Raw genomic sequence first — 13394 nt, 5'->3', positions numbered from 1 at the left:
GAGAAGTAAACATGATTAAAAATATCCCTGACAGGATTAATTCAACCACTGAACAATCACCAGCCGCAAAATATGACGATGCGCTGCTTTCTGAATTATTAGAAGGGGCGATCGACCTTCATTGCCATAGCGGGCCAAGCGTAATGCCACGCTGTATCGATCATATCGAAGTGATGAAAGAAGGGGCAGAGGCAGGCCTTCGTGCAATCCTGATTAAGGACCATTATTATTCCGCGACGCCCGTGACGGAATTATTGATGCGCCATTTCGGTGAATTAAATGTTGAAATGTTATCCGGTGTGCCGCTTAACAATTCCACAGGTGGTATAAACCGATTTGCGGTGGATCATGGCATTAAACTGGGTGCGAAACTTGTGTGGATGCCAACATTTTCATCGAAAAACCATATTGATCATCATAAATCGGATAAGGATTTCGAAAAGAAATTCCCAACCACCAAAGAAAAGATGCTGGCCCCGATTGAGCTTTCGGTGCTGGATGATAACGGCAACCTGATTGATGAGGTTAAATTTATCCTTGATATGATCGCGGAAGCTGACATTGTTCTTTCCGGCGGGCATTTACACATTACGGAAATTTTCCCACTGTTTGAAGAGGCGAAAAAGCGCGGCGTTAAAAAGCTGCTCGTTAATCATCCATCATATCTGATTGATGCCACTTACGAAGAAATGGGTGAACTGGTGAAAATGGGTGCCTTTCTGGAACATAGTATGTGTATGTTTGTACCGGGATCAAAGTTTCATTTTTATACGCCAGAAAATCTGGACAAACTGATTAAGGCGGGAACCGTTGACCGAACCATTCTTGGCTCTGATCTGGGACAGGTCGGCAACCCAACCCCGGTAGAAGGGTTTAAAAACGTTATTGCAACCTGTCTTGATATCGGATATTCCCACGACGATATTAAAAAAATGGTTGGTGGCAATGCCGCCCGCTTAATGGGGCTTTAGTAAGTAAAATAATATGTATACGTTAAAATCTGTTTTGGTGGGCGCGACTGCGCTGTCAGCTTTTTTCGTTGTGTCAAGTTCGCATGCACAGGATAATTCAATTGCATTTTTAAATTCTGATCCGGTTCCGCCAGTAAAATCGGCGGATGGAATGCGTGAATATAACATTCGTGGCCGTATGATGTTGGATTATAGCGCGGGCAGCGATGATAACCCTGATAATAATTTTTCAGGTACAAAATTGCGCGCTGGATGGTTTGGTATTGATGCAAAGGTAAACAATAACGTTTCCTTTAAATTCGAAGCGGATCTTTCAACGGATACTGTTGTCGTACGGGATGCGCTTGTTCGGTACACGGATAAAGATTGGAATGTGACCGTTGGTAATATCAGGGTGCCACATACAATTGATTTTATGACACCATTAAGCCAGACAACATTGATGGAACGAAGCGCATCACGATTTGCATTCGGTTTTGGCCGTGCCATGGGTGCCATATTCGCGACGGGAAGTGATAATTGGGGGCTTACCCTTGGGCTGTTTCAAGGTGGATATAAATTTACAGCCGCTGAAAATGAAGGGTTTATCGGATCTGTTCGCGGTTCCGTTGGCGGTAAAGTTGGCGCGGGTAAATGGATGCTTGCATCATCCGCCAGATACCGCAACAGAAATGATGAAGGCGCGCTTACCTATAAATCCAAGGCCATCACTAGGCAATCTATGACTGTGAGCAGCTTTGCAAGTCAGGCGACCAAAGATAATCTATATACGCTTGAATCTGCCTTAACACAGGGAAGTCTGTTCGCGACGGCAGAATATTATCATTTGAACGCAAAAGACGCGATTGATGTTGGCACAAACGCAAAGCTTTCCGGCGGATATGCAGAAGTTGGATATATTCTGACGGGTGAAGAACGCCCGATGAATATTAAATCTGGCGCTTGGGGCCGTCCGCAAGTGGCAAGTCCCCTTGGCAGTGGTGGTAAGGGCCTGTGGATGGTTTCTGCGCGTTATGATGTCCTTGATTTGAATGATAAAACGGCGCTTGGCGGTGAACAGACAAATTATATCGCAAGCGTCACATGGTATATGACACGCTTCATGCGTGCGATCATGGAATATGGACATACAGTGGTAAAAGACCGCGATTTCCTTGGTCACAAAAATAACGCTGATGTTATGGGGATGCGTTTTAATATTGATTGGTAGTGTTTAATTACCAAATAAACTGATCAGGGCGGTGGGTAGCCGTCTTGACCATGCGGTTTCCGAATGAAAGCCGCATTCTTCAACCACATCGAAAAGTTCAAAATCACCGTCCATTGTTTCAACGGCGCGGCGCATGTCATCGACGGCTTCATTGTTTCCTTCAAATTCGCAGCTTGCTAACCCCTCATGTGTGCCAATGCCGATGTATAATTTGTCGCCAAATACATCCTTTCGGCGCAGTTCACGGATTATGGCGCGATTTTTTACATAAAATGACGGGCTTTCGATCAGATAACTTGAAAAAAGTTCTTTATTGACGGCCGTATACATGGTGATTAAACCGCCATATGATGATCCACCAAGGGCGCGGTCATCGGGTGTTTTTCCCACGTTAAATTGTTGTTCAACATGTGGGATGACTTCTTTTTCCAGAAAATCGGGATATGATTTTCCCATTGGTTCCGGGATGGGTGGGTTTAAGTATTTATCGGGCCACGGCAAATATTCATTGCCACGGTCCGCGTATGATGGGGTATCAATCCCAACCACAATCATCGGCGGAATATCGCCGTGGCCGATTAATGCGTCCAGCGTTTCATCCATATTCCATTCTTTGCCGGTCATGCTGTCACTTGCGGAATATAAATTCTGACCATCATTCATATAAAGGACCGGATAGGGCGCATCACGATTTTCATCATAACCATCCGGCAGATAAACGCGCAGCATTCGTTCATTGTTGAAAATTTCGCTTTTTAAGGAAATGTTTCTGATCTCTGCATGTGTAAACTGGATGCTGAAAATCAGAACACATAATAGCCACATTGAACGAATAATCACGGTTAATTCCTGTCTTAATAATGATGGGTAAATATAAATTGCTAAGCATTCTAGGCAAGTATGAATATGGGTTTTATATCAAAAAATAATCATTGTTATAATATTACCCTGTGTGCTAGCCTTGAAAAAATGCATAAAATATAGGGGTCACAATGACAAAGAAGAATTTCACCGATAAAGAACTGGGAATGAACCGTAAAATCCTGCGCCGCGATTTTTTAAGTGGTGCAAGCATTGCTGTTACGGGTGCCATTCTGTGTCCTTCGTTGGCGAAAGCGATGCAAGCGTTTGATGACCCGCGTGGCGGACAGATGGACGCGGATTATTATCCCCCGAATAAAGACGGCATGCGTGGCAGCCATGATGGTTCATTTGAAACGGCACATTTGGTGCGTGACGGCGATGAATTTAGCGCGGTTGATACGGGCGAAGAATATGACCTTGTTGTCGTTGGTGGCGGCATAAGCGGTCTTGCGGCGGCATGGTTTTACCGTGAAAGCGCGGGACCGGATAAAAAAGTTTTAATCCTTGAAAATCATGATGATTTCGGCGGTCATGCCAAACGCAATGAATATAACCTTGATAGCCGTAATATCATTGTGAATGGCGGGACACTTAATATCGAACAGCCAAGCAATTATAGCCCGGTTGCGATGGGGTTTTTACGTGAAATCGGTATTGATACAAAAGAATATCATGAAAAAACACGCGCAATGATACGTGAGCACCGCACCGAACGCGGGCTTGGCGGCGCAACATATTTCGCCGAAGAAACATTTGGCGGTAAAAACGGTCTAGTGAAACGTAATCGTCGTGCACGTGGGGGTTGGGAAGAGTTTTTTGAAAATGCCCCGATCGATGATGATTTAAAAGCGGCTTTTCAAAAACTATACAGCGAAGATGTGGTGGCCCCATCATTTGTTGGACTAAGTGACGAAGAAAAGAAAAAGAAACTCGCCGGCATGACATATGCGGATTATGTCACAAAGGAACTTGGCATTGATGAACGAGTTTTGCCGTTATTTGCGCCAGGGTTACATTTCAGATTTTATATGGGCGCGGAACAGGTTCCTGCGCTTTTTTGTTGGGAACTGGGTGGTAATCCGGGATTTAAACATTTGAACCTTAAACCCACGGAAAAAATCAGTCCTATGCATCATATCGGCGGATCACAGCATGGCCGTGAACACGAATATGAAGAAGACAGCATTTATTTCCCCGATGGTAACGCAACCATCACCCGCATGACGGTCCGTAAAATGATACCGGACGCAATTCCGGGGGAAACGCTTGATGATATATTCACCGCCAAAGTGGATTATTCGAAACTGGATGTCGCGGGTAGCAACACAAGATTGCGCCTTAATAGTACTGCGATCAATGTGGCTCATAATGGTGATCCTGAAAATGCAAAGGATGTCACCATTGATTATATGCAGGGCGGGCAGGGCAAACGGGTAAAATCAAAGAATGTTATTTTTGCCTGCTGGCATAATGTTATTCCGTATATCTGTAATGATTATTCCGAAGAGCAAAAAGAAGCCATGCTTTATGGTATTAAGGCGCCGCGCGTTTATACCAATGTATTACTTCGTGATGGTAAGGCGTTTGAAAAACTCGGGCTAAGTGCGATTTCATCACCGGGGTTATATCACACCACATCCAGTCTGCATTACCCGTTACGCGTGGGGGATTATGTATCACCACGGACAATGGATGAACCGGTGATTGTGAAAATGCACCGTGCGCCCAATGCGCCGGGTGAACTTCGTCGTGATCAATTACGCCTTGGTCGTTATGATCTTTTAAACACGCCATTTGAAACATTTGAACGTAACATCCGTGAACAATTGCAACGTATGCTTGGTGATGGTGGTTTTGATGCGGCCCGTGATATTGCCGCGATTACGGTTAACCGATGGCCGCACGGGAATGCTTATGCCTATGACACGATCACGGAACCATACCACTGGGCTATGTTTGCGACCGACGACAGACCATGTGTGATTGCAAGGAAACAACTTGGCCGTCTGTCGGTGGCAAATTCCGATGCGGATGCAAGCCCATTTACTGATGCGGCCATTGATCAGGCGCATCGCGCGGTGAGAGAAGTACTTGCGGATCAATATTTAATGAGTGCTGATTAATCTGAGTTAAAGATAACTGGCGACTTGTTCTTCGAATTCTTCGGTGATCGGTTTACAAATCACATCGTCACAGCCGGAAATAATGGCCTTTTGTGTATCATTGACCATCGCGGATGCGGTAAGGCCGACGATTTTGCCTGTGTAACCCATTTGCCTTAACTGTCTTATGGACTCATGGCCGTCCATTACCGGCATGTGCATATCCATTAAAATCAGGTCATAGGATTGCTTTAAAGCCTTATCCATGCCAATTTTCCCGTTCACGGCAAAGTCCACATCATATCCGGCAATTTCCAATCGCAAGATCACCAGTTCACGAATGTCATCGTCATCATCGACAAGTAATATTGTTGCCATAATTATCCTTTCTTTACCCGGGGTATTGTAAACGTAAATGTCGTACCCTGTCCAAGAATACTTGAAACTGATATTTTTCCGCCGTGCATTTCAACAAGACGCTTTGTAATGGTTAGTCCAAGCCCGCTGCCACCAATATTACGGGTTGATGTATTATCGGCTTGGGTGAATTGTTCAAAAACACGGCCCAGATCTTCTTTACTGATGCCGCAGCCGGTGTCGGTTACTCTAAATTCAACAAAATCACCGGTCGGGATTGTCGAAATTTCAATAACGCCTTTTTCGGTAAACTTAATCGCATTGCTGACTAAATTGATCAAAATTTGGATAAGGCGTCGTTCATCCACAAATATTTTTTCATCTTCACTGTTGATGTTTAAGGTCAGCCCTTTATCTGAAATACTTTTTTCAAATTGTTTTGCAATGGATTTGAAAATCGGTTTGGTATTGATCTTTGCTGGTTCGATAATCAACATGTTGGCTTCGATTTTGGATAAGTCCAGCATGTCATTAATCAGAGACATTAATTGTTTGCCTGATGAATCCATCTTGCCGCAATATTTTGAAAATTCCGATAATGCATTTTGCAGCAAAATGGTAACACCCTCGTGGCTGATTTCTTTTTCCTCGAGTGCCGTGAGCAATTTTTTGGTTGCAGGTAATTTTTCAGGGTGCGTCAGGATCGGTGTGTATCCCAAAATCACTGTCAGCGGCGTTCTTAATTCATGGGACATGATATTTAAAAATTCGGTTTTTGCTTTATTGGCCACTTCCACCTTTTGATAAATTTCATACATGTTTATGAGCAGTCCTGTTAAAACCAAAGCATAGCTTGTGATTTTAAGGACATGCGCCATATCAAATTCAATATCGTAGACAAATGCGGAATAAGGCATATAGATCGCTTGACTGATAAACCCGACAATCAACGATAAAATCAGATAAAATTCAAAAACATTTTCTTTCCAGTGCCCTTTTTTAATATAGCCAATAATGGAAAGTGCGAAGAAGAACGCAGGGATATATTCTTCTGGTCTATGGAATATAAATTGGGAAAAATATCCAGGTGCCAGCGGAATAAATGCAAATATTAAAAAGCATAATAATGTTAATGTTATGGACGTAATATAGACCGTTTTTTCACTAACCGGATTTGCATTATCAGTTTTTGTTTCGCGCTGCCACGCGAGTACACTTAAGAACAGGTAAATCGACAGAAAACTTCTGGATGCAATCCAGCTCCATGGGATAAGTGATGTATTATCAGACGGCATAAACGGGGCAAAGAAACTGGATGTCACGATGCCGTGAAAACCATCGAGGAAAGCGGTGCCAAGAAAGCCTGCGCCGATGAATAGGATTGTGCTATTTTTTTTGGAGTAATAGGTCACAAGCGCCAATGTGCCAACGAAGAAAGCTAGCAATGTTGCCGCTACTTCCATAATCACATGAAGTTCACTATTTCCCATCCATGGGTTGCCGCGCAAGGCAACATAAAATAATGAAAACCCGATCCCAACGATCAGATACGTTATCATGCGGTGCACTATTTGATCTTTATGAACCTGTTCCATGAATTCCCCTTCATAGAATATACCCTAATATTTCTAAGGTGCAGATTTTAAGAAATATTGTTTGTACTTTTTATAAATTTTACTTCTAAACGTTATTCTATATACATAATACACCTTATAACTTCAAATAAAAACCATAACTGGAATATAAGCGGGAGAAATAGAAATGTTCAAATTATTCAAAATAGTGTTGATGTTTATTATGTCTGTGACTGTTACGTGGGCCGCTGAAAGAAGTCTTGAACATGCGGTGGCAGATGATGCTGTGCAAAAGGGATTAAAGGACATTGATGACACCCGTCTTGAAACGGCAAATTTGCTGGTGAAAATCGGCGGTATTATTTCCCCATCGGGCGCTGAACATGACCGCGCAGCCGCAGTCGCAGAAGAAATGCGAAAAATCGGCCTTAGTGATGTGCGGGTGAATGATGCGCCAAATGTGATTGGTCGCATTCCGGGGCGTTCCGGTAAAGCATTGGTTTTTGTTGCGACGTTGGATGATCTGGCAACTGTTGCGGAAAATCAAAGAGCATCCGGTAAGCCACCCGTGATTGATGGCGATCTTGTTGTTGGACCGGGTACCAACACATCATTAACCACCGTGTCGCTTTTATCTGCGGCGAAAGCATTAATCGATAATGGGTTTACACCTGAACATGATATTGTTTTTGCGGGTGTTGCAGAGGAAGAAACCGGCCTTAGAGGAATGAAGCATTTATATGCTGAATATAAGGATCAGGCCATTGGTTTTGTTGATGTTTTGGGTGAAGGGAGCAGCATCAGTTATGGCGCGCTCGGTATTCACTGGTGGAAAATTCATGCATATGGCCCGTCCGGTCATACTCTAAATGGCGGCACACCAAATTTGAACCAAGGCATCGCCCGTGCCGTTGACCGAATTCTGCAAATTCCGGAACCACAGATTTATAATGATCGCCGCACACGGTTGAATGTCGCCGTGTTAAATAGTGGTTCGGTGTTTAACCATAAACCGGAGCATGGTTGGTTCTCATTGGATGTACGTTCGCTTGATCTTGAACATATTCAAAGTATGGAAGAAAAGGTGCGTAAAATTCTGGATGATGTGACATGGGAATTAGGTATTAAATTTGAAATGGAGGTTGTATCCGATACGCCACCGGGGCAAATTGATGGTGCACTTGAAAGTTCGCTGGTGCAAACATCGCGTGCTATTTCAAATTACCTTGGCAATGACCCGCGTATGTCAAATGCTGGTTCTGCGAATTTGAATGTTTCCATTGCCGGCGGCACATTATCCATTGGTATTTCCAGTTCCCGCGGCGGCAGGCGAGGCTATCCGGAAGAATGGGCAGATATTACCGTTATGCAGCGTACCGCCAAGAATGTATTTTTAACCGCCGTTACAATTGGTAATGCGGTTGCAAATTAAATTAATGTATTTAATAATGAATGCATAATTCCAAAGTCAAATATTAGGGGACCCAAAATGACTTATAAATTAGGACGTATCGTAAAATTAATCAGTGTAGCAGCCATTTCATTAAACATGTTTTCTGTGACGCATGCTCAATCGCTTGAAGAGGTTTTGGCAGGTGATCACAGATCAGAAGCAAATAAGGCACGCGATAAATACCGTAATCCGGTTGAAACACTGAACTTTTTTGGCATTAAAGATAATATGACCGTTGTTGAAATCGCACCTGGCGGTGGCTGGTATCAAGAAGTATTAGCGCCTTACTTAAACCGAAACGGTAAATATGTTAGTGCGACTTCCGATGAAGGAACAGACGGATATAAACGTGAACAAGCACGCCTTGCTGCAAACCCAGAATTATACGGTAATGTAACGATGGTGCCGCTTTCCGGATCAGTTTACGGTGAAGAAAATTCAGCAGACATGGTTCTATCCTTTAGAAATTACCATAACTGGACCGGCAGAAGTGAATTTGAAAAATTACGTGCTTTTTATAAAACACTGAAACCAGGTGGCATTTTAGGCATGGTGGATCACCGTAGTAATGATGCGGGTGACGGTAATGGATATACATGTGAACCTTGTATGATTAAGGATGCTGAAGCGATCGGCTTTATTTATCTGGGGACATCGCAAATTAATGCTAATCCAAAAGATCCGAAAGATCATCCGGGTGGTGTGTGGAACCTACCACCTGTGCTTTCAAAAAATGGACTTGATGAAAATAATCTGGAAGAAATTCAAAACGGATTAAAAGCAATCGGTGAAAGTGATCGTTACACACTGAAATTCGCAAAACCGATGCATTAATTGCACAATTCAAAAATTAATTTTATTGAAGAAGAGGGTTTAGCCCTCTTCTTTTTTTATATCAATTAATATTCGGATTTGCGCGTAAATCGGTTTTTAACATATCGATGAATTCACGAATTTTGGCGCTGCCGCCTTGCTCTTCGCGGTGAAGGATGTGAATGGGTAATTTTGGTAATTCAAATTCTTCAAGTACTGTTTTTAATGATCCTTTCGTAAGATCTGGCGCCACTTGATATGATATCAATCTTGTAATGCCAAGCCCGGAACAGGCCGCAGAAATGGCCCCGCCATTTGATGTGCTAGTCAAGCGTGGTTTGACGTTTACGTACCGATCCTTACCATCAATGCAAAATCGCCATTTTGGCGTGGGGTTCAGCGCAAGTGACGAAATAGTTTGATGATCCGTTAGTTCACGCGGGTGATTAGGGATACCATGTTTTTCAAGATACTTTGGTGATGCGCAGGTAATCACGCGGACCTGTCCCACTCTAACCGCTCGCATGTTTGAATCCGGTAAATGGCCGATCCTGACGGCGACATCCATTCCTTCCTCTAACATATTGACGACCCGATCAAGGAATAATGCGTGTATTTGGGTGTCGGGCCATTTTTTTAAATATTTACTGATGGTGGGGGCAATATACATTTGCCCGAATAACACGGGGGCCGTAACCGACATTCCCCCAACGGGTGCGGCGCGTAATCCGGTGACCGCGGCATTGGCCGCGTTAACATCATCAATAATTCTTCTTACGTCCTGTAAATAATTTTCACCGATTTCAGTTAACCGTACAGTTCTGGTGGTGCGGTGAAATAATTTTGCGCCGAGTTCATTTTCCAGTTCCGATACGGCGCGAGTAACGCTTGGCGGTGACATGGCAAGCCGTCTTGCTGCGGCGGCAAATCCATTGCTTTCTGCTACCACGGAAAAGATGTTCATTAAACGCAAATTATCCATTTATATTATTCCATTTTTTGAAATAAACTTTTTCATATTATCTATATTCTTTTAATTTATTGCAATTGTTATTTTCTTTTCATCGACAACAAACATGCTTAACAAACGAAAGGAACGTAACAATGAGCAGAATTAATTTAGTAACAACAGAAACAGCAAATCCAGAACAACAAGAATTGTTTGATGCCATTCAAGGGCAACTTGGTATGGTGCCAAATTTCCTTCGCATCTTCGCAAATAGCCCGGCAGCTTTAACAGCCTTTCTTGGTCTTCATTCAATCGCGGATGCAGGTGAACTGGATCTTATGACAAAGGAACGCATCGCTCTTGCTCTCGCGGAACAGAATGCTTGTGAATATTGTGTATCAGCGCATACAGCTATTGGCCGTAAGGCGGGCCTAACAGGCGCGGAAATGGACGCAAACCGCGCTGGCACAAGCCAGGATGCAAAAGCCGCGATTGCGGTGAAATTTGCCAAGTCACTCGCGGAACATAATGGCGAGGTCACAACATCAGAGCTGCTTGAAATGAGAAATGCGGGTTATTCCGAAGCAGAAATCGTTGAAGTCATTACACACGTGGGAATGAACGTACTTACCAATATTCTGGGTAAGCAGGCTTGCTGAACAGCAAAAGAAATTAGGCCGACTTTTAAAGCGTGATGAACGGTTTGAAATTGTTGCTTCCGCCACAAGCGAGGTAGTACGCCCAAGTATGTTTGGCGTATTCATCATTGCGTTTGTTTATGTTCCAATTTTCGCATTAAGTGGCGTTGAAGGAAAAATGTTCCATCCAATGGCATTTACTGTTGTTCTTGCTATTTTAAGTGCACTGATTTTATCAATCAGCTTTGTACCAGCAGCAGTGGCAACTTTTGTTCGCGGAAAAATCAGCGAAAAAGAAAGCCTTGTCATTAGAGGTGCAAAGAACTTGTACGCGCCGCTTTTGAATATGGTGATGAAAGTACGCATCTTGGTTATTGGCGTTGCTTTATCCTTGCTGTTTTTAAGTGGTTATGTTGCATCAAAAATGGGAGCAGAGTTCGCCCCCGCGCTTGATGAAGGCGATGTTGCTATGCATGCGCTTCGTATTCCAGGAACTAGCTTAAGTCAGGCCATTGATATGCAGCTATCTCTAGAAAGCCGCATACGTGAACTGCCGGAAGTGGACAAGGTCGTCAGTAAACTTGGTACAGCGGATATTGCAACAGACCCAATGCCACCTAACGTGGCGGATACGTTCATTATTTTAAAAGACAGGGATGATTGGCCAGACCCAAGCAAACCAAAATCCGCATTCATTAATGAATTGCAGGAAGCTGTATCGATTTATCCGGGTAATAATTATGAATTTACTCAACCAATTGAAATGCGGTTTAATGAACTATTATCCGGCGTAAGGGCCGACCTTGCGGTAAAGGTCTTTGGTGATGATCAGGAAATCTTACTTGCGACTGCACAAGAAATCGAAGCAGTCATGAGCACTATTTCGGGAGCCGCGGATATTCAGGTTGAACAAATTACTGGTCTTCCTGTTTTATCGGTTATTCCAAATCGTCCATTGCTTGCAAGGTACGGATTAACCGTACAAGATGTTCAGGATGTTGTCTCCGCAGCAATTGGCGGGAAAGAGACTGGACAAATATTCGAAGGTGACAGGCGTTTTTCAATTGTGATTAAATTGCCGGAAGAAATTCGTGAAAATATCGAAGTACTTGAAAAATTACCTATTCCGTTGCCAGGTGATAATTTGATCCAGTCAGAAGACGTGATTTCAACGGTTCCTCTTTCTGAGGTTGCTTCACTTGAAATGACCATTGGTGCCAATCAAGTTAGCCGTGAAAACGGCAAACGCCGCATTGTTATTACCGCGAATGTCAGGGACCGTGATCTTGGTAGCTTTGTTCAGGAAATCCAGAACACCGTATCTGCGGAAGTTGAAATTCCAGCAGGTTATTGGGTGACATATGGCGGCACATTTGAGCAATTAATATCCGCAAGTAATCGATTGAAACTTGTGGTTCCAGCAGCACTTCTGCTTATTTTAGGGCTCTTATATGCGCTATTTGGATCATCAAGGGATGTTTTAATCATTTCAACAGGAATTCCATTTGCATTAACGGGTGGTATTGCTGCTCTTTGGTTAAGGGACATTCCGTTTTCTATATCAGCTGCCGTTGGCTTTATTGCCCTTTCCGGTGTTGCGGTGCTTAACGGGGTGGTAATGATTTCATTTATCAAATCACTGATAGAAAAAGGAAAGCCACATATTGAAGCGATTAAAGAAGGTGCCCTTGCCAGATTAAGGCCAGTTCTTATGACTGCACTAGTGGCAAGTCTTGGATTTGTTCCGATGGCAATCAATGTTGGCATCGGTAGTGAAGTTCAAAGACCTTTGGCGACAGTGGTGATTGGCGGCATTATTTCTTCAACCTTTCTTACGCTGATTGTGCTTCCTGTGCTTTATAGTTTCTTTGGGAATAAGGATGACTAAACGCCAGTAAACGGAATACTTTGCATAAAATTAATTTAGAGAACGAAATGCGAAAATTAAATATATTCATTTTGATTTTGTCGATGATAGTACCGCTGTTTTCATCATGGTACTCGCATGACGTTCTCTACGCATTGCATAATTATTATGAACATGAAAAAGTTACTGATCATGCAAGTTATCATGAGCATGAACAACAGCATCTGAATGAGCCGGAAGATCATTACGCATTACATTATGAGGCATCTGATTATCTCAACGATTTGTTGCTGAAAAATGGCCAGCAGGTTCAGAATAATCAAGCAAGATTAATTTCTTATAATCAATACCCTGCGATAGAGAATTTTTTCTTTTCTCTTTCCTTCTTCATTCAAATATATCCCTTTGAGGATGGCTACAGATACCGGGCGTGGGATTTAATTTTCAGTAATTCTGTAAAAAACAGAAAAACATATATGTTTACGCAGAGATTTCGGATTTAAATACAAGTCAAAATAATAAACTAACTTAAATTCAGAACTTATGTCGTCCAAATCATTATGAACACACATATCAATTGGTTCGACGACAACAAA

General features: G+C 42.9%; 11 protein-coding genes and 1 pseudogene. 8 read left to right on the top strand and 4 right to left on the bottom strand.

Annotated features, from left to right (window positions below; translation table 11 throughout):
* Positions 1-11: 11 nt before the first annotated feature.
* The gene (locus tag KW060_RS09895; RefSeq protein ID WP_249034662.1) at positions 12-971 is read left to right on the top strand and encodes a DUF6282 family protein; all 960 of its coding nucleotides are present in this window, start codon (positions 12-14) and stop codon (positions 969-971) included.
* A 13-nt stretch (positions 972-984) separates the two neighbouring features.
* Complete coding sequence (locus KW060_RS09890; protein ID WP_249034661.1) at positions 985-2181, top strand: OprO/OprP family phosphate-selective porin; 1197 nt, start codon at positions 985-987, stop codon at positions 2179-2181.
* A 3-nt stretch (positions 2182-2184) separates the two neighbouring features.
* Here the strand turns inward: KW060_RS09890 and KW060_RS09885 are convergent, their stop codons facing one another.
* On the bottom strand, positions 2185-3021 hold the full coding sequence (locus KW060_RS09885) for an alpha/beta hydrolase (protein ID WP_249034660.1): 837 nt from the start codon (positions 3019-3021) through the stop codon (positions 2185-2187).
* Between the two features lie 152 nt (positions 3022-3173).
* Here KW060_RS09885 and KW060_RS09880 point away from each other — a divergent pair, with 152 nt between their 5' ends.
* Positions 3174-5168: an NAD(P)-binding protein gene (locus KW060_RS09880; RefSeq protein WP_274757243.1), complete on the top strand. Its 1995-nt coding sequence runs from the start codon at positions 3174-3176 to the stop codon at positions 5166-5168.
* A 6-nt stretch (positions 5169-5174) separates the two neighbouring features.
* Here the strand turns inward: KW060_RS09880 and KW060_RS09875 are convergent, their stop codons facing one another.
* Positions 5175-5525 carry a response regulator gene (locus KW060_RS09875; protein ID WP_249034659.1) on the bottom strand — a complete coding sequence of 117 codons (351 nt, stop codon included), beginning with the start codon at positions 5523-5525 and terminating at the stop codon, positions 5175-5177.
* A gap of 2 nt (positions 5526-5527) precedes the next feature.
* Complete coding sequence (locus KW060_RS09870) at positions 5528-7099, bottom strand: ATP-binding protein (protein WP_249034658.1); 1572 nt, start codon at positions 7097-7099, stop codon at positions 5528-5530.
* Between the two features lie 166 nt (positions 7100-7265).
* Here KW060_RS09870 and KW060_RS09865 point away from each other — a divergent pair, with 166 nt between their 5' ends.
* Together KW060_RS09865 and KW060_RS09860 are read left to right on the top strand one after the other, a co-directional pair.
* Complete coding sequence (locus KW060_RS09865) at positions 7266-8510, top strand: M20 family metallopeptidase (protein ID WP_249034657.1); 1245 nt, start codon at positions 7266-7268, stop codon at positions 8508-8510.
* Positions 8511-8567: 57 nt separating this feature from the next.
* On the top strand, positions 8568-9365 hold the full coding sequence (locus tag KW060_RS09860) for a class I SAM-dependent methyltransferase (protein WP_249034656.1): 798 nt from the start codon (positions 8568-8570) through the stop codon (positions 9363-9365).
* 61 nt (positions 9366-9426) lie between these two features.
* Here KW060_RS09860 and KW060_RS09855 read toward each other — a convergent pair whose 3' ends face one another.
* Positions 9427-10326, bottom strand: coding sequence for a LysR family transcriptional regulator (locus tag KW060_RS09855; RefSeq protein WP_249034655.1), 900 nt, complete (start codon positions 10324-10326; stop codon positions 9427-9429).
* A gap of 122 nt (positions 10327-10448) precedes the next feature.
* Between KW060_RS09855 and KW060_RS09850 the strand changes: the two genes are divergently transcribed.
* The 3 genes and pseudogenes from KW060_RS09850 to KW060_RS09840 all read left to right on the top strand — a co-directional run bounded on the left by KW060_RS09850 (position 10449) and on the right by KW060_RS09840 (position 13301).
* Positions 10449-10952 carry a carboxymuconolactone decarboxylase family protein gene (locus KW060_RS09850; RefSeq protein ID WP_249034654.1) on the top strand — a complete coding sequence of 168 codons (504 nt, stop codon included), beginning with the start codon at positions 10449-10451 and terminating at the stop codon, positions 10950-10952.
* A pseudogene (locus tag KW060_RS09845) lies at positions 10942-12819 on the top strand (efflux RND transporter permease subunit); the annotation flags it as partial. The gene KW060_RS09850 and the pseudogene KW060_RS09845, both read left to right, overlap by 11 nt.
* A gap of 47 nt (positions 12820-12866) precedes the next feature.
* Positions 12867-13301: a hypothetical protein gene (locus KW060_RS09840; RefSeq protein ID WP_249034653.1), complete on the top strand. Its 435-nt coding sequence runs from the start codon at positions 12867-12869 to the stop codon at positions 13299-13301.
* The last annotated feature ends 93 nt before the right edge of the window (positions 13302-13394 follow it).

The sequence above is a fragment of the Pseudemcibacter aquimaris genome (assembly GCF_028869115.1).
In the GTDB taxonomy this organism is placed as follows: Bacteria; Pseudomonadota; Alphaproteobacteria; order Sphingomonadales; family Emcibacteraceae; genus Pseudemcibacter; species Pseudemcibacter aquimaris.
Note: the sequence above shows the minus strand (reverse complement) of the source record. Positions and strands in the feature narration are given on the sequence as shown.

Coding starts and splice junctions, on each gene's coding strand:
- KW060_RS09870 (WP_249034658.1), bottom strand. CDS start 7,099: ATGGAACAGGTTCATAAAGATCAAATAGTGCACCGCATGATAACGTAT.
- KW060_RS09880 (WP_274757243.1), top strand. CDS start 3,174: ATGACAAAGAAGAATTTCACCGATAAAGAACTGGGAATGAACCGTAAA.
- KW060_RS09855 (WP_249034655.1), bottom strand. CDS start 10,326: ATGGATAATTTGCGTTTAATGAACATCTTTTCCGTGGTAGCAGAAAGC.
- KW060_RS09840 (WP_249034653.1), top strand. CDS start 12,867: ATGCGAAAATTAAATATATTCATTTTGATTTTGTCGATGATAGTACCG.
- KW060_RS09875 (WP_249034659.1), bottom strand. CDS start 5,525: ATGGCAACAATATTACTTGTCGATGATGACGATGACATTCGTGAACTG.
- KW060_RS09890 (WP_249034661.1), top strand. CDS start 985: ATGTATACGTTAAAATCTGTTTTGGTGGGCGCGACTGCGCTGTCAGCT.
- KW060_RS09860 (WP_249034656.1), top strand. CDS start 8,568: ATGACTTATAAATTAGGACGTATCGTAAAATTAATCAGTGTAGCAGCC.
- KW060_RS09865 (WP_249034657.1), top strand. CDS start 7,266: ATGTTCAAATTATTCAAAATAGTGTTGATGTTTATTATGTCTGTGACT.
- KW060_RS09850 (WP_249034654.1), top strand. CDS start 10,449: ATGAGCAGAATTAATTTAGTAACAACAGAAACAGCAAATCCAGAACAA.
- KW060_RS09895 (WP_249034662.1), top strand. CDS start 12: ATGATTAAAAATATCCCTGACAGGATTAATTCAACCACTGAACAATCA.